At 69.4% G+C, this 19680-nt stretch carries 20 protein-coding genes; all 20 read right to left on the bottom strand.

Annotation, left to right across the window (positions count from 1 at the left end; all coding sequences use genetic code 11):
• Positions 1-10 precede the first annotated feature (10 nt).
• Positions 11-2887, bottom strand: coding sequence for a hypothetical protein (locus ACH4ZX_RS03945; protein ID WP_398267051.1), 2877 nt, complete (start codon positions 2885-2887; stop codon positions 11-13).
• A gap of 3 nt (positions 2888-2890) precedes the next feature.
• Positions 2891-3400, bottom strand: a complete 510-nt coding sequence (locus ACH4ZX_RS03940) for a hypothetical protein (RefSeq protein ID WP_398267048.1) — start codon at positions 3398-3400, stop codon at positions 2891-2893.
• 16 nt (positions 3401-3416) lie between these two features.
• Positions 3417-7088 carry a phage tail protein gene (locus ACH4ZX_RS03935; protein ID WP_398267045.1) on the bottom strand — a complete coding sequence of 1224 codons (3672 nt, stop codon included), beginning with the start codon at positions 7086-7088 and terminating at the stop codon, positions 3417-3419.
• Between the two features lie 154 nt (positions 7089-7242).
• Positions 7243-7641, bottom strand: coding sequence for a hypothetical protein (locus tag ACH4ZX_RS03930; protein WP_398267042.1), 399 nt, complete (start codon positions 7639-7641; stop codon positions 7243-7245).
• Positions 7642-7671: 30 nt separating this feature from the next.
• Positions 7672-8079, bottom strand: a complete 408-nt coding sequence (locus tag ACH4ZX_RS03925; RefSeq protein ID WP_398267039.1) for a hypothetical protein — start codon at positions 8077-8079, stop codon at positions 7672-7674.
• Between the two features lie 21 nt (positions 8080-8100).
• Positions 8101-8478, bottom strand: a complete 378-nt coding sequence (locus ACH4ZX_RS03920; protein WP_398267036.1) for a hypothetical protein — start codon at positions 8476-8478, stop codon at positions 8101-8103.
• 3 nt (positions 8479-8481) lie between these two features.
• The gene (locus ACH4ZX_RS03915; protein ID WP_398267033.1) at positions 8482-8916 is read right to left on the bottom strand and encodes a hypothetical protein; all 435 of its coding nucleotides are present in this window, start codon (positions 8914-8916) and stop codon (positions 8482-8484) included.
• Positions 8917-8927: 11 nt separating this feature from the next.
• Entirely contained in the window at positions 8928-9713 is a 786-nt protein-coding gene (locus ACH4ZX_RS03910) for a hypothetical protein (protein ID WP_398267030.1), read from the bottom strand.
• A complete protein-coding gene (locus ACH4ZX_RS03905) occupies positions 9714-10172 on the bottom strand; it encodes a hypothetical protein (RefSeq protein WP_398267027.1) in 459 nt (152 codons plus the stop codon).
• Between the two features lies 1 nt (position 10173).
• Positions 10174-10566, bottom strand: a complete 393-nt coding sequence (locus tag ACH4ZX_RS03900) for a hypothetical protein (RefSeq protein WP_398267024.1) — start codon at positions 10564-10566, stop codon at positions 10174-10176.
• A 1-nt stretch (position 10567) separates the two neighbouring features.
• A complete protein-coding gene (locus ACH4ZX_RS03895; RefSeq protein ID WP_398267022.1) occupies positions 10568-11659 on the bottom strand; it encodes a hypothetical protein in 1092 nt (363 codons plus the stop codon).
• A gap of 465 nt (positions 11660-12124) precedes the next feature.
• Positions 12125-12583 carry a hypothetical protein gene (locus ACH4ZX_RS03890; RefSeq protein ID WP_398267020.1) on the bottom strand — a complete coding sequence of 153 codons (459 nt, stop codon included), beginning with the start codon at positions 12581-12583 and terminating at the stop codon, positions 12125-12127.
• Positions 12584-12595: 12 nt separating this feature from the next.
• A complete protein-coding gene (locus ACH4ZX_RS03885; RefSeq protein WP_398267018.1) occupies positions 12596-13111 on the bottom strand; it encodes a hypothetical protein in 516 nt (171 codons plus the stop codon).
• 103 nt (positions 13112-13214) lie between these two features.
• Positions 13215-14567, bottom strand: coding sequence for a phage major capsid protein (locus ACH4ZX_RS03880; protein WP_398267016.1), 1353 nt, complete (start codon positions 14565-14567; stop codon positions 13215-13217).
• 11 nt (positions 14568-14578) lie between these two features.
• Complete coding sequence (locus tag ACH4ZX_RS03875) at positions 14579-15652, bottom strand: head maturation protease, ClpP-related (RefSeq protein ID WP_398267014.1); 1074 nt, start codon at positions 15650-15652, stop codon at positions 14579-14581.
• On the bottom strand, positions 15649-17145 hold the full coding sequence (locus ACH4ZX_RS03870) for a phage portal protein (RefSeq protein WP_398267012.1): 1497 nt from the start codon (positions 17143-17145) through the stop codon (positions 15649-15651). Before ACH4ZX_RS03870 ends, ACH4ZX_RS03875 begins: the two co-directional genes overlap by 4 nt.
• Before the next feature lie 15 nt (positions 17146-17160).
• Positions 17161-17283, bottom strand: a complete 123-nt coding sequence (locus tag ACH4ZX_RS03865; protein ID WP_398267010.1) for a hypothetical protein — start codon at positions 17281-17283, stop codon at positions 17161-17163.
• A gap of 71 nt (positions 17284-17354) precedes the next feature.
• Entirely contained in the window at positions 17355-18689 is a 1335-nt protein-coding gene (locus ACH4ZX_RS03860) for a phage terminase large subunit (protein ID WP_398267008.1), read from the bottom strand.
• Entirely contained in the window at positions 18686-19243 is a 558-nt protein-coding gene (locus ACH4ZX_RS03855) for a hypothetical protein (protein ID WP_398267005.1), read from the bottom strand. Before ACH4ZX_RS03855 ends, ACH4ZX_RS03860 begins: the two co-directional genes overlap by 4 nt.
• A 137-nt stretch (positions 19244-19380) precedes the next feature.
• Entirely contained in the window at positions 19381-19659 is a 279-nt protein-coding gene (locus ACH4ZX_RS03850) for a hypothetical protein (protein WP_398267002.1), read from the bottom strand.
• Between the last annotated feature and the right edge of the window lie 21 nt (positions 19660-19680).

Here is a 19680-nt window from a genome sequence, read left to right as displayed (position 1 = left end):
GCTGGCCTCCTTACAGGGAGAGGATGGTGGGGTTGGCGAGGGACAGGTATTCACCCGCGACCTGCGCCTTGCTGACGCCGTTGATGCTGCGGGTGACGGTGAAGGTCTGCGGGTTGGTCACCTGGTAGTTGTCGTAGCTGACCTGCGGGCTGACGTTGGTGTTCGCCGACGAGGCGATCGACCGGGCCCCAAAGTAGTTCGTCGTCGAGTGCGTGCCGTCCGTGACGGTGACCTGCCACTCCGGCGTCTCCACCACATCCGTCACCAGCCACGCCTTCGCCCGCAGCACCGCGCCCCGCGCCTGGAAACGCACCCGGTAGAACACGCCGGCGGTGTAGGTGCCGGGCAGGACGTACGTGCCGAGGCTGGTCTCGACGGCGTTGGAGCGCTTGCGGATCGCCAGCGTCACCACGGAGCTGGTGTCGAACTCGAGCCTGGCCTGGTAGAGGTTGTCGGAGTCGATGTGCCGGCCGGTGGGCCCGCCCCAGATTGAGCCGCCGGTCGCGGTCGCGGAGACGGCGACGTCGCAGTACAGGTCCCAGTCCAAGATGGTGGTGTCGATGAAGCAGCGGCGGGAGACGTTGACCGAGGCGAGGGTGTGCGTGCCGACGCCGCCCGACACCGCGTAGTCCGCCGAGGTGCCGCCCGAGTTGGACCAGGTCTGCCCCGTGTCCGAGGTGCCCCACGACGAGGATGCGGTCCGCGTGAACGTGTCACTGAGCCACGGCGTCACGCTCGTGACGCGCATGACCTCCCCGCCTGCGCGGACATCCCACGGCACCTCTGCGCTGTCCGTCGTCCACAGGTCCGTCTCCCCTGCGGCCGGGGCCACCACCAACGATGTGGCCGACGAGGACACGGCGGAGACCAGCTGCGAGTCCACGTCGATGCGGGCTGCCGTGGCGTCGAGGACACCGACGTACGAGTACGGGGACGCGGGCGCGCACGTGAACGTCAGCTTGTGCTGGAAGTGGCTGATCGTCTCCTCGGTGCCGAGCACCAGCTGGTCCGGGTCGTCCGGCGGCAGCCACGCGGGCATGCCCGTAAACCGGGCCCGGTCGCCCATCCGCAGGCCCAGGATCGCCCGCTTCAACTCCGGCGTGATGGAGGGGTGGGCGAGGTTGACGGTGACCGTCGGGTAGCGGGCTTCGTCGACGGTGCCGAGGTGGACCCGCCATGCCGCCTGATCCAGCAGCGTCGCCCGGTCCGTGGTGGCGAGGTTGAGGGTGACGTCGGAGCCGTACACGCCCACCCCCGCCGGGGGCTGCTCCGTCGACAGACGGCCGTCCGTCTCCTCATAGGTGGCGGACACCCCGCCCACGGTGACGGTCACGCGGTTCTGCGTGTACCGGTCGTCCTCGACCGGGACGGGGATCTCGGCGAACTGGTAGCCGGTGTACGAGAGGGTGAGCGCGGGGTCCTGGTTGTACAGGGAGGCGCGGGTGCGGTAGCCGAGGCCGAGGACGTCAGTGGTCTCGTACAGCAGCCCGCCGTCGGCCTGCACCGCCTCCTGCACCAGCGCGAGCAGGTTCTGCCGTCCCTGCGCGCCCAGCGCGGCGGTGTCGTCGAGGTCGCCGATCCACTCGAACGGGATGCCCTCCTCGCCGCACAGGCGCTGGATCCGGCGGCCCGCGGTCTCCCCGGACGGCTGGATCGCCCGGCCCAAGTCGTCGATGTCGGTGATCGTCGTCTGCAGCAGCAGGTGCCCCACCGCCGCGCCGACCACGCCCGCGCTGCCCCCGAGAGTGCTGGGGCCGAGGCTCACCGACAGCACCCGCGACATGCTCGTCGAGACGACCGTCATGGACGCCGAGTCCGTCACCCCCGTGTTGATGTCCAGGATGCGTAGCGTGCCGGTGATGTCGGCGCCGCTGAGGGAGATCTCCACCGACACCCGCAGCAGGCGCCCGCGCGCGTCGATGGTGGTGGAGGCGTTGCTGCCGATCGTGGCTTCGTCGCCGTCCTTGGCCGTGATGGTCAGCGTGCCGGGCCCGCCGTAGCTGCCGAGACCGCCCGGCGGGTCGTTGTAGTGGATGTCGAAGTAGTTCAGCAGCGACGCCCCGGCGGCGACCTCCTGGACCTTCAGGCGGGCGATCACGTCGACGTCGCTGAAGCCAGCGGCGGGGACGGCGAGGAGCCACCGGGCCTGGTACTGGGTCACGCTGGTGGTGTCGTACTTGGTGACGCCGCCGGTCAGTGCGGCGCCGGTGATGGTGGGCAGCGGGTCCGAGGCGCCGAACCCGTCGTATGCGGCCAGGGTCGGGGTTCCGGTCCACGTCATCGGGCTGCCGTTGGTGAGCGCCGACGCCAGCTCGGTGGCCCCGGCCGGGTCTTCCATCGGCCAGTACGCCACCAGCCCGGTCAGCGGCGGGTCGGTGATCGCCTCGTAGATGACGCTGCGCTCGGGTGCCGGGGCCTGCGCCAGTCGCTTCAGCAGGCCCTCGACGGTGACATCGACCCACACGTCCGTACCCGTCGGATCCCAGTTGGGTTCCCACGCGGTGGCCTCGCCCCAGATCCGGTAGCTCTTGCCGCCGAGGCCGTCCGGCACGCTGATGCGGATGGGGGTGTTCCGACCGATCGCCCCGTAGTACGGGCCCGACGGGTTGCGGGGGGAGAAGCGGCCGTCCTGGTTCTTCAGCACCAGGCGGGCCTGCCCGCGCTCCGTCTGCGACCCCTCCCCGCCCGTGATCCCCCCGGACACGCTGATGCTGCCCGAGTCGTCCCGCACCATCGCATACGAGGTGATGTCCACCCACACGCCGGACACCAGCATCTCCACCTGCACCGGCTCCCCGTTGGACACCTCCCCGGTACCCGCGAGCGGGCCAGGCAGATTACGGGCACGCCGCTTCCACGCGGCGACGAGAGGAGCGATCGACGGCATCGGTCAGCCCAACTCCTGGAACACGATGTAGCAGCGCATGTCGATCGCCGTGGTCGGTGTCGTCGCCCGCACCCGCAAGAACTTGGACACGGGGATGATCGGCCGGGCGTCGGGCATCCACTGCCGCACATACGACAGCCCCGACTCCCCGGACACCGACGACAGGGAGATCGCATCGAACACGCGGGTCGCAGTCGTCGACCCTTCCGCGGTGGACGTGTAGCCGGTCGCGCTGGTGCCGAGAGTGAGCAGCGAGGCCGCACCGTTCGGGTCCAGGTTCTGCACCCCGGAGGCGACGTGCGCGGTCACCGTCGCGGCGACGTCGGTCTGCAGCAGCTCGATGACGCCGTCCGCGCCGGGCGGGTCGTCCGACGACCAGCCCCACTCCAGCAGCTGTATCTGCCGTGTCGACGGGGTGGAGAGCTGGAGCATCGTCTTGATGCTGGTGCCGGTCGTCACCGACTGCTGCGCGGCAGTCGTCGGCGCCGGCCCGTTCCACACGATGAAGGGCACTACGGGTTCCTCTCTGTTACCTGCCGCGCGGTGGCCGCAGGGTTGCCTCGATGGAGCCGCGGGCGCGGACGGCCTTGCGGCCGGTGTCGACCCACAGCTCGCCGAAATCGCGCTCGCCGATGCGCACCTGGATGACGAGCGGCTGCCCGTCCCCGCCCGGCGCCACGGCCGCGCGCGCAGGGCCAACGGGCGCACGGTGGTAGGTGTTCAGCATCGACGCCCACGGCGCCGCCTTCCGCCGCGAGTCCGCGTTCGACCACACCCGCGACCCGGCCGGCAGGTCCAGCAGCTCCGGTCCCTGCTCGCCCACCCACGTCAGGTTCGAGCGGATCCCGCCCGACGCGGCCGCGCCGACGATCCCGCCCGCCGCCTTGCCCTTGAACGCCTGCTCGATGGACTTCTCCATCGTCTTCGCCAGCTTGTCCATCGACCGGGACAGCTTCTCCTGCGAGTGCGACAGCTTGTTGACCTGCATCTGCTGCCACTTGATCGCCCCGCCATACACCGCATCCGCGGTCGTCTTCCCCGCGGACCCGGCGGCGGACTCGATCTGCCCCTGCAGCTGGTTGATCGACTGCACCTCAGACGACGACGCCTGCAGCAGCGCACCCGCGGTCTCCAGGCCGCCGCCGTCGATGCCGGCCTCGGCCACCTGCTGGATGATCGTCTTGCTGAAGCCCTTCGCCTTGAGCTGCTTCAACGCCGAGGCGAACGCGACGACCTTGTCCCTGCCGGCGACCATCCCGGACTTGATCGACGACAGGGTGACCGGGCCCTCACCCGACGCGCCCTTGGTGATGTTCGCCGAGGAGATCAGGTTGCCCTTCACCGACGACGCCAGCGAGGCGGCGGCGTCCTTCAAGCTGTTGAGCTTGTCCTTGGCCTTCTCCAGGCTCTTGGTGACCGTGTTGAGCTGCTTCTCGTACTTGAGGAGCTGCTTGCCCGTCTGGTCGAGCTGCTTCAGCAGCTTCGACTCGGTGCTGCCGTGCGTGGCCTTCATGATGATCGAACGCCACTGGTTCAACGCGTTCACCAGCGCGCCGATCGAGTCCGGCTTCGCAAGCGACGACCCGAACTCGCTGCGCTGGTAGCCCGCGTACTGGCCGAAGTGGCTGACGGTCAGGTCGCCCATGGCGTCATGCCGGGCCTGCTGCTCGGCCTTCGCCTGCTTGCTGACCTTCCCGCCCTTCGCGAACCGCGGCATCTCTACCCGGCCGTCGTTGAGGCGCTGCAAGAACCGCTCGCCGTACTTGCGCACCGACGCGGCCTTGATGACGAACTCACCGTTCGACAGCCACGGCGCGAACACGTCGTCCGACGTGCCCGTCCCGGGACCGCTGACGGGGCCGCCGTCGGCATACCGGAACCGCTTCCCGGTGAACAGACCGCCCGTCGCACCAGTGAGCTCGTGTGCCGACTTCCCGCCGGAGATGTGGCTCGCGAGGGAGTACTCGGTCTTGACCTTGTTGATCGTCCACGTGACCGCGGTCTTGCCGTTGAGGTTGTTCAATGCCCGGCGCACCGCGTCAATCGCCGACAGGGCGCTGCCGTTCTTCGTGGTGACCTGCGTCTTGCCGTTGGGCAACTGCTTGACCTTCAGCCCCACCGCTTCCAGGGCCTTGATTGCGGCGCCGTTCAGCGTGTCTACGGTGATCTTCTTAGCGTTCGGCTGCGCCTGGAACGCCGCCTTCACCGCCTTCAACCCGGAGATCGCGTCCTCGCGCTCCAGCTTCACCAGCGTCTTGATCTCCGACGGCGCGCCGAGCAACGTGTTCACGTACTCGCGGGCCTTGGACTTGTTCCCGTCGAACGCCTCCGTCGCCAACTTCAGCATCGTGGAACGCAGCTCGTCCGACTTCTTCGTCATCGACCCCAGCGAGTCCCCGGCTGCGACACCAGCCGCGATGAAGTCGTCCTGCGCCTTCGCCGCCTGCGACATGGCCTCGCCGTTGGCCCGGCCCTTCTCGGTGTTCAGGTCGAGGGTGGCGCCGTTCTTCTCGAAGGACGCGGTCAGGTCGTCCAGGGACGCCTCGAACCCGATCTGCGCGTCATAGGCGCTGCGGTTGGTCTCGTTGAGAGCGAGGATCGACTGGCGTAGCCCATCAGCGCTGGCCGTCTGCGCGTCCAACTTGGCCGAGGTGTCCTGCGCTGCCTGCCCGAAAACGCCCATGCTGTCCGCGGCGAGCTTCGCCTCGAACTTCTGATCCGCCAACGCGTTCTTGTAGTCGTCCGTGAACTTGCCAAGCCGCTTCAGATCCCCACCGCCGGCAACCCACGCCTTCTTCAGGATCTCGTACTGGGCTGCGGCCTCCCGCGTGTGCCCGCTCTCCACGAGCTGGGCCATCGACTTATCCCACGCGTCGACGTTCTTGCGTGCATCCGAGATACCCGGCCCCGTGGACACGCCGATCCAGGTGCCGAAGTCGGAGGTGAGCTGCGCGAACTTGTTGTCGGAGGCGCCCTTCGACACCATCGCGATGCTCTCGGAAATCTCCTTGAAGTTGGTCTTGAGCGCGCCGGTCACCTTGCCCGTGGTGACCAGCGTGTTCAGCGACGTCGACAACTCGTCCACGGCGACCGGGGCTTTGTTGCCCGACAGCTCATGCAGCGTCAGCACCAGCGCGCCGACCGCGCCCGCCGCCAGCCCGATCTTCGCCTTGGTCGACGAGAACACCGCATTCAGCCCGGCCATGCCGCCGCCGGCCGTCGTCGCCGTTGTTCTCAACGCCGTGAGCCGAGCCGAGAACGCAGCCACAAGCCCGGCCGCCGCGTCGAAGCCGGCGCTCGCCAGGCGGACGGCCTTCAACGCGACGGCCGCCTGCATCAGCGTGGCGACCAGCCCCGGCGGCAGGGAGGCGACCAGCTTCGCCGCCGCGTTCACCAGCGTCAGCATCCCCGGCCCGGCGTCTGCGGAGGCTTCGACCAGGGTCATTACCGCCTCGCCGACGTTGCGGAGAGTCTCGCGGAGGACGGGCCCGTTCTTCTCCGCGTACTCCATGAACGCCTTGATCGGGCCGGACGCCTCACCCTGCGACAGGGCCCGCGCGAAGTGGATCGCCCCGTCGGTCGCGTCCTTCAGTGACTGGTTTGCGAACGTGCTGACCTTGTCGGCGAGGACGTCGAAGCCGGACGTCGTCATCGCCCCGCCCGCCACCGACATCAGCCGGTCCAGCTGCGTCGATGCGCCCTTCACCATCGGCGTCAGCCGGGGCAGCAGCTGGTCGAGGAGCGTGAAGCCCTTCTCGACCGGCGTCATCGTGAACCCGGACAGCTCGTCCGACCAGGATTTGAAGTTCGTCTTCAGCGTCTGCAGCCCGACCGCCGCCCGCGCGGTCGCCTGCGGCATCGACGACAGCGTCGTCGACAGCAGGCGCTGCGCCTCGGCGGCCTGCTTGCTGCCGCGCCCGTACTTGGTGACCGCGTCCGTGTACTTGTCCTGCGCACTCGACGCGTCCGACAGGTGCGACACCTGCCCGGCCACCGCCGCCCCGAACGCCGCCACCGCCACCCCGGCGCCGGCCGCCTTCACCGCAATCGGCGCCATGGCGGCCGCCAGCGGGGCCGCAGCCGCGGCGAGCGGGATCAGCGTGCCCTTCAGCCCGCGCACCTCCCCCTTGAGGTCGCGGAAGGCGCGCTGTGCCTGGGTTGTGGTGGCTGTGACGCGGATGTTCACGTCATCTCCGGCCACTGGTCTTCACCTCCTTCCGTGGTGTCGGGTTCGTCGGGGGTGCCGAGGCGTTCGATGCTGAGCAGACGCAGCAGGCGGACGTCTTCCTGCAGCAGCGTGGTGAGGGTGTAGCCGGGGAACTCGCGCAGCAGGCCGAGGATGCGGCGGGCGAAACTCAGCTCGCCTGGCTCTCCGACAGTGGTGCCATCGGAATTGCTGGCGCCGGGGAGTTCTCGCCAGAGGTAGAGCTGTCGGGCAAAGGGTCGCTGCTGTGGACCCCCGTCAGCGATTCCACCCAGGCGTTGTTCAGGGCGAGGATGAGCCGCTTGTCCCGGTGGCGGGCTTCGCTGACGGGGATGGGCTGGTCGCGGCTGTCGGTGAGGTTCCAGGAGATGAGCGCCTTGTAGAAGCGCTCCAGGGTCTGTCCCTGGCTGTCGCCCTCGCCTCCGTCCCAGCCGAGGGCGGCCGCGTACTCCTCGATGGTCATGCTGCGGAGCGTGGCTTCGAGGCCGTGGTAGATGTGGCCCGGCTCGAAGCGGACGGTGATGGTGCTGTCGGGCTCGCGGAATCCCACGGCCGACCTCCAATCAGACGTAGTGGCAGGTCAGGACCAGGTCGGCGTGGTGCCGTCCTGAAGGGAGAACGGGGCCTGCCACGTGAACTCGCCGGACGCCGCACGGGTGAGGGCGTAGTCGGTGATGAGGCACTCGTTGTTGAGGGTCTGGCCGGAGATGACGATGCCGATCGTCCGTGCGACCGACGTCGAGCCGACGGTCTTCAGCACGGCGTGCGCCAGGTTGGAGCCGTCGTCGAAGACGCCGTTCATGTTCCCGGAGAAGTCCGCCAGCAGCAGCAGCCGCTCGATCGCGGACTTGTCGATGCCGGTCACGTCCTGCACGCCGCGCGGCATGGACCAGTCCAAGTTGGTGACGTCGTTGCGGATGTCCCGTGCGGTGCCGGAGCTGTCGTCCACGTTCAGCGTGGTCCAGCCGAGGCCCGATTCCTTCGCCATGATCGTTCCCTTCTATTGGAGCTACGCCTCAGCGAGCTGCGATTCGGTGACCCACTGCGGTTCGTGGTCACGGTTTGAAGCGAGGCAGCCGAACAGCTTGCGAACCCCGCTGGCCTCGGTCCACTCCTCGTGGAACTCCACCGGCACCGGAATCGCCTCGGCGCCGAACGCGAGCTTGAGCCGGTGGACTTGCTTGCCGTCGTGCGCCAGAGCGCTTAGCCCTTCGCTCGGTCCGGTCAGCGCAATCCAAAAGCCGCGGGGGCCGAGGACGCTGCGCCTGGCGCCCTCATCGCCGGGCGCGTTGTACACCAGGGCGGGGACACCGAAGTCGAGGTCGTCGCACTCGTCGGTGCGGTCCTCGTCGTCGATCCACAGGCGCCAGCGCTTCGACTCGCTCATCGCTCAGCCCCGCTTCCGGTCGTCGTTGAACCGGCCGAATTCTTCCTGCATGTGCTCCACCCAGTCCGCCGGCCGCGTGTGCACGCGCTTCCGGCCGGTCGGGTTGCCCCGGAAGTCCCCGTCACGGACGAGGTACAGCTCGGGGCGGGTCCTGTGGTCGGCGAAGCAGCGCTGCCCGGACTCGAACCGGAACACCGTCAGCCCCGCGGCGGTGCGCTGCTCGCGGAACGTCCGCCCGGACTGGGTGCGGATGTACTGCGCCTGCTGCTTACCGAGGTCTGTCGCCTCGTCGATGACGGACTCCCAGCCCTGCCGCCACGCCGCACACCCGACCTGCTCGCACACGGTGCGGACGGCCTTGTCCGGGCGGGAGCGCACGCTGAACGTCTGGTACGCGCCGACGGGACCCTGCGGCGGAAGACGGTTCGGTTCACCCATCACAAGCCCCCTCAGAACAGCGTCTGGACGTTGTTGCGGGCCACGGCCACCACGAACTTCAAGCTGCTGAAGCCGCCCGTCGTCGACGTCGTCACCCGCAGGTAGCGCTCCACCGTCTGATTCCGAGCCGTCTGGATCCGCTCCGCCATTGGCCCCGCGGTGACCTGCGTGAACGCGCCCCCCGTCACGGCCGCCCACGCGTCGGTGCCGCCGTTGTCGGACGACTCCTCGATCGTGATCGTTGCGTCCGTGCCTGTGAAGGACAGCACCTGCAGATACGCCTGCAGCCCGAACGCCGTGCTGCCGGTGCCGAGGTCCAGCGACGTCCCGCTCGTCGCGCCGGTGTCGGTGCGCGTGCCGGCCGTCAGTAGCTCGCACCACTCCAGCCCGTATGCGTTGGCCTGCGCCGACACCGCGATCGTCAGGGATCCGTCCGCGCCGCGGCTGGGGTTGTAGTCGATCTGCTTGCCGACCATGCACGCCGCCGCCGACCCGATGGTGGTGCCGGTGGCCCACATCATGTGCCGGTCGGTGGTCGGCAGGCTCGACAGGACGACGTGCGCCCGGTCCTCGGTGGTGCCCGGGATGTCGGCCGCGGTCTCCGGGTTGAAGAACGACGTCCAGGACAGGCGGCCGTCCCGCTGTAGCCCGACCCGCTCGTGGGCTTCCTTGTCGATGCCGGTCACGTCCTGCGTACCAGCGAGGCCGCCGCCGATTTCGTTGCCCGCGCCGGTGTCGCCGGACAGGTTGTATCCGCCGAGGTAGAAGGCCTGTGCGAGCCCGCTCTTCTTGGTCATCTAGGCCCCTTGGGTCCACACGTCGTTGACGATCATCGGGAGGGTGAGGGTCGCGATCCGGTACGTGGTCGCGTCGAGGCTCAGGTAGCCGAAGCGGGCCCGCAGCGCGTCCCCGTCCGAGCCGAGCAGGTCGAGGTTGCGGATCGTCCCACCGAGGGTGAAGTCGGCCGTGTAGGCGCCGATCAGGTCGGCGGCCGCGCCGCCCACGATCAGGTCGACGTCGTCCAGCGGCTCGGTGTCCGCAGGCAGGAAGACCCGGCCGGTGAGGACGACGCGGGCGCTCGTCGAGGACAGGCCCGAGTTCTGGACCGACGGCGCCAGGTCGCCGAGCCACACCGCATAGGTCAGGCCGCTGCCCGGCGCGGACACCGGCTCATGCCCCATCACCCGGTCGAACAGGCCCAGCGACTGGGCATGCGACGTCAGCCAGCTACGGGGCGACGCAAGGTCGAGTGCCATCTCACATCCTCACCGTGTAGCGGGCCAGCAGCCGGCGGGCGATGCCGGGTGCGCGGCGCTGGATCAGCGCCCGCGCGCGGGAGAACGCCCGGTAGCCGCGGAAGCGGGTGACCGGGTAGTTGCGGGAGCCGGTGCCCTCCAGCCAGTGGCCGTAGATGACGCCGTGGTCGGTGACCTCGTAGCCGCGGCCCGCGCGTTCCACGCCTACGCGGGTTTCGTAGTAGGGGGTGCGGTTGCGGATCGACCGGCCGAGGTGGTCGAGGACGAGGTTCTCCGCCTCGGTCGCGACCCGGTAGTTGATCTGGTCTTCGTAGTCGCGCAGCGCGCGCTGCGCCCGCCCGTCGAACATCGGCCCGTTCGCGGAGGCGTTGACGCGGATGTCGAAGCCCGGCATGTCACACGCTCCTCGTCCGGGCTTTCCGCCCGTACTGCTGGTAGGCGGACGCGCGGAGGTCTTTCAGGCCGCGGCCGTACACCTCGCGCTCGCTGTCCCCCGTGCCTGCGGTGCGCGCGTACCCGGAGCGGCCCTGCAGCAGGTCCGTGACCGCTTCGGCCACGCACAGCTGCCGGATCGGGCCCGGCGGCATCCACCGGTAGATGGTGCTGCCGCTGGTGTGGGTGTCGGCGGTGGTGCCGAGGGCGCCCCGCTGCACGGTGAGGGTGCGGGGGGCGTAGATGGTGGCGCCGACGCTGTGCGCGGCGATGGTGGAGCCGTCCCACGCCCTGCGGACGATCAGGCTGGTGCCTGCGATGTCCTCGATCAGCATGCGCTCGGCGTCGATGAGGATGGTCTCGCCGGCCGCGAACGCCGCGCCCGACTGCACGGTGACGGCGGTGGCGTTGTTCTGGTTCGTCAGCCCGCCCCCGCCGACGGTCTGCCCCGTGTCGAGCTGCTGCCGCTCGGTGACGATCATCCGCTCGGAGTCGACACGGAGGATCGCCCCGACACCGACCGCCGCCGAGGTCGCCGCGTCCACGTCGACGCCAGTCTCCGTGGCGTCCAGGGCCTCGACAGTCGTGCCGGCCGTCTGCTCGGTGTTGCGGTAGCCCCACAGGCCGGTGATGGTGACGTCGCGCTGGTACGTCGCGCCGCCGCCGTACGCTGCGTCGGTGGAGAGTTTGATCTCCATGCGGGAGAACGGGGGCCCGCTGCGGTTGGGTTCGAGGTTGTACTGGTCGGCGGTGATCGTGTGCCCGCCGGAGGTGAGCGTGGTCACCGAGATCAGCTCCGAGTTGTTGAGGCGGAGGATCCACGGCGTGTACGCGCCGGAGGGGCGCATGGGCCAGTCGTAGTAGCGGGTCGCGGTGACGGGGGCGAAGGTGCGGTGCATGAGCCCGTCGATGCGCCGTGAGGCGTCTTCGATGGCGCGGTCGATCCGCGCGTTGCTGCGCGCGGTTTCCTTCACGTCGAGTTCGGCTTTGATCTCCTCGCGGAGGGCGTACCAGTAGCCGTCCTGTGCGGTGTTGGTGTCGAGGCTGCTGCCCATGTCACCTCCCCTCGTCGTCTGTGTCGGTGGGTGTCAGCTCGCGTTGAGGCGGCCTACGCGGTCTGCGACGGTCCGCCCGTTCGGCCGCCAGCCGTCGAACCGGCAGAAGAGCCCCGCGCCGTCCGGGCCTTGGATGAGCGGCTCGCCGTCGTGCGGGCAGGAGAGCGGCCCGCCGACTTGCCAGGCTCGGGCGCGCTCTCGGGTGTCTCGGCTGATGTTGAGGAGTCCGTACCAGGAGATGACCCCTCACCTCCCTCTACTGCGGTGGCCTGCGCGGGCCACACGTCGGGGGTGCCTTCCTCGGACCACGACCCGGTGATCCCGGCGACCGACGGCCCTTCGTGCACGGTGATCTTCGGCGACACGGCGCCGTCCTCCCTGTAGTCCCTGGACCGGCAGTGCGGGCACGCCGGGAGGCCCACCGCATACGCGGTAGTGCACTCCCGGCACAGCCACAAAGCCATCTCAGGCCGCCGTCACAGACGCGCCGTCGTCGAGCGGCACGTACGTGAGCGTCCACGTGATGCCGCCGTCCGCGCCGGTCGCCGTGACCTGCTCGATCGTGCCGGTGTTCACCACGATCGGCTGCTTGATGGTGGGCACCGCACCCGGCCCGGTGAGGAGCGAGTCCCCGGTCAGGCCCTGGAAGGACACCAGGTTCCCGGCGGGGGTGTCGGTGGTGCCGAGGTCCGTTGCCGCGCACAGGTCCTTGGTGGTGCCCGTGGTCGGGTTGGCCTGCAGCTTGACCGTGTTCGCGACGGTGATCGCGGTGGTGACCTCGCCCGTGATGGACGTGATCAGCACCTTCCCGCCGGTGATGTTGAACAGCGTCTTGGTCTCGACGGCCAGCGTCGGGTACGCCTTCGACACCGCGGTGCCGAACAGGATCGTGCGGAGCTGAGAGCCCTGGATCATCGCAGTCATCAGTCAGCCCCCCTACGCCAGCGCCGCGGCGAGGTTGGCGGGCTTCCGCTTCGCGCGCAGGTCGTACAGGTCGTACAGGACGCAGCCGATCTGCGCGTTGGTGCCGACGTCGGCGATGTCGAGGGACACGTAGGAGTAGCCGTCGGACAACTGCGACGCCTGCACCTCAATGACGACGATCTGCTGCGACTCCGCCGACGTGCCCGCGCCGCCCGGGTCGCTGACGGTCGCGGCTGCGGCCTGCGTCACCTTTGACCAGGTCTCCGTGCCCGCGAGGGTCGTCGCGGACTTGAGGTAGTAGTGATCGATGATCGCCAGGTTGGCGGAGGTGCCACCCGACGACGCGGTGTGCTGCTTGAGGGTCAGCACCGGGTCGTCGCCAGCCGTTCCGGCTCCCTTGTACAGCGTGATCTTGACTGCGTCTGCGTTCCGGAGGGAAACGCGCTTGCCGGTGTTTGCACCGCCGGAGAGATCGACTGGCGCAATGCCAACCGAGCTGTCGACGAGCCTGCCGAGGGCTTCGATCATGGCCGGGGATTCCTTCCCATGTGGTTGGCCGGGCCGGGGCGGGACTGCCGACCCGGGTGGTGCGCCGCCGCCGGGGTGTCAATGCCGGCGGCGGCCGGGCGCGTCAGCTACGCGTGGCGAGCTTCACGAACGGCGACAGGGTGTTCGAGCCCTGGTTGGGGGTGATGGCGGACTGGATCCACGGCTGGCCGTCGACGCGCTCGATGACGCGCATCGCGGTCTTGTCGTTGGCGAACTTGTACTCGGCGCTGGTGGACGACTGCATGACCTGCCGGTCGCCGATCAGGTAGTAGCCGAAATCCACGAGGTTGATGTCGCCGACCGTGCCCACCGAGGAGACCTTCTCGGTGAACACGACCGGGCGGCCGAGGATGCTCATGGGCGGGGCGTCGGCGCCGGGCTGAGACAGGTTCCCGACCCACACCGCGCTGCCGCCGGTACCCACGCTGAGAGCCATGGTGGCGAGCTCGGGGAAGGTGTCGACGTGGCACACCCACACCGCGCGGTTCATGCTGCTCGGGAGCATGCGGGCGTACATCTTGACGATGTTCTCCCACACGATGGACCCGGCCGCCTGCCCGGTCTCCTTCGCCACGGTGACCGCGGCGGGGGCGTTGAGGTAGCCGAGCGGCTGGCCGGCGCCGTTGCCGGTGGTGAAGGCGACGTCCTCGAACCAGGCGAGGGCCTCGGGGTAGGTCTCGCTCATGAACTGCTGCAGGCTGATGATCGAGTCCTGGAACAGCTCGTTTGGGATCTCCGAGTACAGCGTGAGCTTCTTGGCGATGAGGTTGATGCGGCCGAACGTCGGCGAGGAGTCGGTGAGGCTGCCGCCTTCCTCGGTCCAGTAGCCGGTGATCCCGCCGTACACGCTGGACGCGTTGCTGGTGGAGTCGATCATCGGGTAGGGGACGGAGAGGGTCTCCATCGGCACCGTGCGGGCGCGGGAGCGGACGACCGCCGACTCCAGCGACACGCGCAGCAGTTCGGCGCGGAGCTGCTCGGGGATGAGGAACCCACCGTCACCGGGGACCGTGCTACCGAACGAGTTCTGGATCTGCTTGATGTCGGCCTGCGCGGCGTACGACTCCTGGCTGCGGTTGCCGTCCCACGTCGAGCCGAGGAACTCGCCCCAGTTCGAGAACCGGGTGTCGAGCTTCGCGCCCGGGGCCTTCGGGTTGTAGTGCTTGTTCCGCACCGGCGCGCCGTTGGGGTCGAAGTTCAGCCGGTGGATCTGCTCGACCTGCCGGTCGTTGCGGAGCGCCTCGGCGATACCGCGGTCGACCTGGTCACGGATCTGCTGCTCGATCTCCGGCGCCTTCGCCATCTGTCCCTTGGCGAAGTCGACGATGAACTCGGTCAGCGCCTTCGGAGACTTGACGATCTCCTTGGCAGACGCGGCGTCGCCGAGCATCTCTTCCAGCTCGTCGGCGTTGCGCGGGATGGTGGGTGTTGCCACAGGTGCCTCCTTCAGGCTTCCGTCGCCGCGCTGGACGACGCCGTGGTGGTGAGGTTGGAGACCAGCACCGACCACGCGTCGGGCTCGTCCTGGGTGAGGTGGGCGATCATCGCCGCCCACGCGTCTACGGGTTCAGCGGCGGACGCCTCCGGCACCGGTACCGGCGCGGGGTCAGGCGGCGTGGTCTCGGCGGCCGACTCGACCGGCGCCACGTCCTCGACAGCGGGGGCCGCAGGCTCGGCGGGCGGGGCGACCGCGGCGCGGAGCCGGGCCACGGCGTCCTCGTCGAGGAGGTCGGCGATGGAGATGACCAGCGTCGGCTGCTGCTCCTCGCGGGCAGCGGGCGGGGCAGGCTTCGGCGCCTCGGGCTTGGGCGGGCCGGCGTACCCGTAGGCGGCCAGGTCCCACGCCCGGTGCATGTCCGGCTCTTCCTCCTCCGGCCCCTCGACCGGCTGGCCCGTCTTCGGCATCGTCAGCGCCTCGTCCGCGAGCTTGGCCTCGACTGCGGCGTCGGGGAGGTACCAGGTCTCGGCGCGCATCAGCTCACGCCACTGCTCGCGCGTCCCGCCAGCCTTCGCGGCGTAGGCGTCGGCGAGGTTGTCGCTGATGAGGTCGAGGAGCTGCGCCATCTCCTGCATGTCCGCCGAGTTGCCGAGGCAGACGCCGGACGCATCGTGGATCATCAGCATGCTGTTGGGGGCCATCTCGACCCGGTCGCCGGCCATGGCGATGACGGAGGCGATCGACGCGGCGACGCTGTCGACCTGGATCACGACGTTCGCCGGGTGGGAGCGCAGCGCGTTGGCGATCGCGATCCCTTCGAACACCGACCCGCCAGGCGAGTTGATTCGCACGCGCAGGGTCGGTGCCGTGACCCCGCGCAGGTCGGCGATGAACTGGTCGGCCGTGGCGCCGTACCAGCCGCCGATCTCGTCGTACAGCATCACCTCCGCCTCCTCCGTGGAGGCGGCGTTGCGGATGCTGTACCAAGACCGGGCCTCGATGCCGTGCGCGGCGCGCAGCTTCTCCGCCTGCTCGCGCTGGCGAGCGACGAACGAGGCGAAGCCCGCGGGCAGGTTGTTCATTCGCTCTGTCCCTTCCGGCCGCGCTTGACGACCTTGCACCGGCACGGGTTGCCGTGCTCAGCGCCGACGCAGTGGATGTAGCCCTGGCCGCCCGGGTAGTCCTTGTAGGCGTCGGCCCGGTTGCGGTACGTCCGGCCGTCGTTCTCCCGGCACGGGTCACAGGTGTTGTCGTCGCCGACGGCCTTCACGACCCAGCGCTGCGCGTTCTCGATGTCCTCACCGAGCAGCCCGGCCACCGACTCCTGCCACGCGTCCGTCACCGGCACAGCAGCGGGCCCGGCCAGGGTGGCGGCGCGCCGCATCTCCGGCAGACCGACCGCAGACAGGATGTCGTCCGCGTCCCACAGGCCAGCATCCGCAAGGGCCTTCGCCGCGTTCGCGCGCGCGGTCAGCTGCTGCGCTTCGATTTCCGGGTCCGGCGGGGTCGGCGGCTCATAGTCGAACTCCAGGTCCTCGCTCCGGGGGAACATGGGCAGCAGTTCGTTGTTGAGGGCGCCTTTGATGCGTTCCAGGCGGGGCACGGTCTGCTGCTCCGCGAACCAGCTCTTGGCGGCGAGGGCGCTGGCGCGGTTGATGTCCTCGAAGTCACCGATCGCCGTCTTGGAGATGCCGTATGCCTCACGCACCCGGTCCGCGGTCGCACCCCGCAGCTCGACGAACTGCATGTCCCGCTGCGAGATCGTGCGGTCCTTCCACGTCCCGTGCTCCAAGATGGCGACGCGGTGGGCGTTCTGGACGCCCTTGTGCTGCTCGTTCCACCGGTCCCGCAGCTCGTCGAACTCCTCGTCCGACAGCGGGCTGGGGACCTCGATGATGCCGCCCGGCTCAGCGCTGTTCATGAAGAACGCGCGGCTCCATTCGGCTGCGTACCGGCTGGTGTCGAGGTCGGGCAGGATCGACAGCACCGGCGACAGGCCGCGGTACGGGTCCAGCGGGTTCGGCCGGCGCAGTTGGATGACCTGGTCCAGCTCCAGCGGGACCTGCTCCCCGTCGGGCGACGTGTAGATGTAGCCGGACAGGAACTGGTCGCGGTCGGGGACGGGGGTCATGCGGTCCGGGCGGACGGGCCACAGCTCCAGCGGCATCGAGGAGCGGGCGTGCCGGGCGATGACCCACCATGCCTCGCCGGTGAGGTCGAAGTGCTGCTGGAACGTCTCGACGAACTCCTGCCGCGGCATGAAGGCGTTGGGCCGGGCCCACAGGTCGAGGGCCGCGTGCGCGGTGACCTCGGTCCGGTCCTCGCGCTTGCCGGACTTGGCCTTGCGGTACAGCTTCCAGTCGACCAGGGCGGTCGCGTTGGCGGTGCGATCGACGATCGCAAACAGGGTGCCGACCGCGGTCATCGCCCGCATCTGGCCTTCGGCGTCACGGCGCGGCCCGGCGAACGCGCCATAGGAGGCGGTGCGGCCGGTGAAGGGGACGGGGAGTTCGGTGGTGCGGGTACGCAGGGTGCCGGCGGCGTTGGCGAGGGAGCCGAGGAAGCTGCGTGCCACGGTCCCTCCCTGGGTTTATTCGCGGCGGCTGAGGTGGTGCTCGTAGGCGACGGCGAGGACTCCGGCGACGAGCAGCCCGAGCCAGAGACCGGCACGCATGCCGACCCCAGTCGAGATCAGTGTAAATCCTCCTGTCAACAAGCCATCTCGCCGCAAGATTTTCATCCTCTGGGCTGTCCTCTGCCACATGGCCGCAAGCCTTCCTGTCGTCACATCCACCTCAGCTTCGTCCGCCCAACCAGATCCCGCGCCGCGACCATGTAGCGGAGGGCGTCCATCGCGTGGTCGTTCTCCTTCAGCGGCTCCTCCTTCAGCCCGCCCTTGTGCCCGGGCCGGACCGCCCACACATAGCCGGTGATCTCCTCCGCCGCCCCCATCGGCAGCGACCGCGCCTCCAGCTCCGGATCCCGCTCGACGAGCGCGTCACGGCAGATGAACAGGCGCGGCTTCCCATCCGCCTGCACACGAAGACGCGACTGCACCGCCTGAATCCCATCCGACACCGACTTGTGCGCCGGCTTCGTCGACAAGCCCAAGTGCCGCTGCAGCGTGGCCCGGTCCTCGGCGTCATGGTCGGCGTAGATCGCGCGCGGGAGCTGGCCGCGCGGCTGCCCGGACGGCCAGTACAGGAGATCCCGGATCGTCTTCGCGTGGTCTTCCACCAGCCTGCGGGTGAAGTACACCTCGTTGGCGAGGTAGAGGCGGCCGTCGGGGTCCTCCCACCAGTCCTGGTAGACGAACGGCGCCGTGAAGCCGAAGTCGATGCTGCCCCAGCGCTGCCACGCCGCGGTCACAGTCGGCCGGTCAACGAGGTGCACGGACTCGTCCCACCCCTCGTACACGAGCCCTTCAGCCGCCACCCACTTTCCCCACCGCATCCGGTGGTAGCGGGCGCCGGTCAGGGTGTCGAGGCGTGCCAGGTAGGCCAGCCCGTACTCGGTCCACTCACCCCCGGAGTAAAGACGGGGGTTGTCCTCATGCTTGCTGTAGAGCATCCGACATCGGCCGGCGTCCGCGCGCTGCTTCAGGTGGTGGCTGGGGGGTCCGGGGTTGGTGGCCATGAGGAGTTGCTGGTAGGACAGCACGCCGTTGCGGAGGCGGGAGACGATCGTGTCGAGGTCTTCGTCGGTGACCTCGATCGCTTCGTCGACGAAGGCTAGGTCGAACTCGGTACTGAGCAAACGTGATGCGCGGTCGAGTCCCCCTACGACGATGACGCTGCCGTTGGCGTACTTGTAGCTGGCCGGCTCCTGAGCGGATCCGCCGTAGAAGCGGACCACCCCGGCTTCCAGCGCCTCCTTGGCGACCTTCTCCCGGAACGTCACCAGCGTCGACGCGGTGAGCGAGGCGAGCGTCTTGCGGACGACGAGCGCGCGGACCTTCGGCTTGGACAGGCAAGCGAAGTGAATCTTGTGCAAGGCGCCGACGGACTTGCCGGTGCCGGCGGCGCCGGAGAGGAGGATCTCCGGGTCTTTCGAGCGCATGGCTTCGAGCGCCGCGCCGCGCGGCTCGTAGCGGACCACGGTGTCGGCCGCTGTGGTCACGTGAGGTCCGCGGGGTCGACGCCCACCACCTCGTAGCGGACGGCTCCGGACACGGCGACCTGCTGCGGCTGGTCGACGCCGAGGAGCTTGCGGTAGGACTCGCGGATGGCGCGCATCTCGCGGATCGCGGCGAGCTTCGGGCCGTCGTCGGGGATCGGCTTCTCGACGCCGTCCTCGTCGAGCATGGTGACGACCTTGCCGTGGGAGACGACGACGTGGTCCCGCTCCAGCACCTCCAGCGCGGCCGCGAACAGGTCGTCGAGCTGCTGCGCCTCGGCCGCGACGAGTTCGGCGCCGGCCGCGCGTTTGACGGACTCGCGGCATTCCTGGACGGCGCGCCAGGCGTCGCCCTTGTTGCTGTAGCCGACGGCGTCCGCGATCTGCTGGTACGTCATGCGGGGGTTGGCGGCTTTGAGGCGGGCGGCGTGGGCGGCGCGGTTGGCGGTGGCTTGTGCGGGGAGGAAGTTGCCGCGGCGGTCGCGGGGGCGTTCCCAGCTGGGGCCGGGCGGGGTGGGGTGCTCGGCCGGTACGGGTGGCTCGTTACCGGTTGTCATGGTGTGATGGTAACGATGCGCGTCAACCGGTGGGTGGCACATGGGGTGCGCGCAGGTTGAAGGCCCCGATCCCCTTGGGCGGCAAGGGGGCGGGGCCTTCGGCGTTGCGGCGGGTCAGTCGAGCTGCGGCGCGGTGATCAGTGGAGTCCCAGAGCCTCACGCAGTGCACGCCGCACGGCGCCGACCGCTTCGGCGGTCACGGTGCCGTCGCTGACGAGGTCGTTCAGCTCGTCCAGGGCGGCGTCGACGTGCCCGCGCATCACGTACGCGGCCTGCCGGAGGTCGGCGGCTTCCAGGGCGGCCTTGCATGCGCGCTGGATGCAGGACTCGCCGACGTCCTGGATGTACTGGACGGTGCGGGTGCTGCCGTCCTCGAGGGTGATGGTGGCGGTCTCGGTGGGCTGGTTGTCGGTCATGGTGTTCTCCTGTCGTGTCGG

It is taken from the genome of Streptomyces sp. NPDC020490 (assembly GCF_044335305.1).
GTDB lineage: Bacteria > Actinomycetota > Actinomycetes > Streptomycetales > Streptomycetaceae > Streptomyces.
Note: the sequence above shows the minus strand (reverse complement) of the source record. Positions and strands in the feature narration are given on the sequence as shown.

What these genes read in the sequence shown, in the direction of transcription:
- ACH4ZX_RS03875 (WP_398267014.1), bottom strand. Translation starts at nt 15,652, where the DNA reads ATGAACAACCTGCCCGCGGGCTTCGCCTCGTTCGTCGCTCGCCAGCGC.
- ACH4ZX_RS03885 (WP_398267018.1), bottom strand. Translation starts at nt 13,111, where the DNA reads ATGATCGAAGCCCTCGGCAGGCTCGTCGACAGCTCGGTTGGCATTGCG.
- ACH4ZX_RS03925 (WP_398267039.1), bottom strand. Translation starts at nt 8,079, where the DNA reads ATGGCGAAGGAATCGGGCCTCGGCTGGACCACGCTGAACGTGGACGAC.
- ACH4ZX_RS03895 (WP_398267022.1), bottom strand. Translation starts at nt 11,659, where the DNA reads ATGGGCAGCAGCCTCGACACCAACACCGCACAGGACGGCTACTGGTAC.
- ACH4ZX_RS03910 (WP_398267030.1), bottom strand. Translation starts at nt 9,713, where the DNA reads ATGACCAAGAAGAGCGGGCTCGCACAGGCCTTCTACCTCGGCGGATAC.
- ACH4ZX_RS03905 (WP_398267027.1), bottom strand. Translation starts at nt 10,172, where the DNA reads ATGGCACTCGACCTTGCGTCGCCCCGTAGCTGGCTGACGTCGCATGCC.
- ACH4ZX_RS03945 (WP_398267051.1), bottom strand. Translation starts at nt 2,887, where the DNA reads ATGCCGTCGATCGCTCCTCTCGTCGCCGCGTGGAAGCGGCGTGCCCGT.
- ACH4ZX_RS03900 (WP_398267024.1), bottom strand. Translation starts at nt 10,566, where the DNA reads ATGCCGGGCTTCGACATCCGCGTCAACGCCTCCGCGAACGGGCCGATG.
- ACH4ZX_RS03890 (WP_398267020.1), bottom strand. Translation starts at nt 12,583, where the DNA reads ATGACTGCGATGATCCAGGGCTCTCAGCTCCGCACGATCCTGTTCGGC.
- ACH4ZX_RS03920 (WP_398267036.1), bottom strand. Translation starts at nt 8,478, where the DNA reads ATGAGCGAGTCGAAGCGCTGGCGCCTGTGGATCGACGACGAGGACCGC.
- ACH4ZX_RS03855 (WP_398267005.1), bottom strand. Translation starts at nt 19,243, where the DNA reads ATGACAACCGGTAACGAGCCACCCGTACCGGCCGAGCACCCCACCCCG.
- ACH4ZX_RS03850 (WP_398267002.1), bottom strand. Translation starts at nt 19,659, where the DNA reads ATGACCGACAACCAGCCCACCGAGACCGCCACCATCACCCTCGAGGAC.
- ACH4ZX_RS03915 (WP_398267033.1), bottom strand. Translation starts at nt 8,916, where the DNA reads ATGGGTGAACCGAACCGTCTTCCGCCGCAGGGTCCCGTCGGCGCGTAC.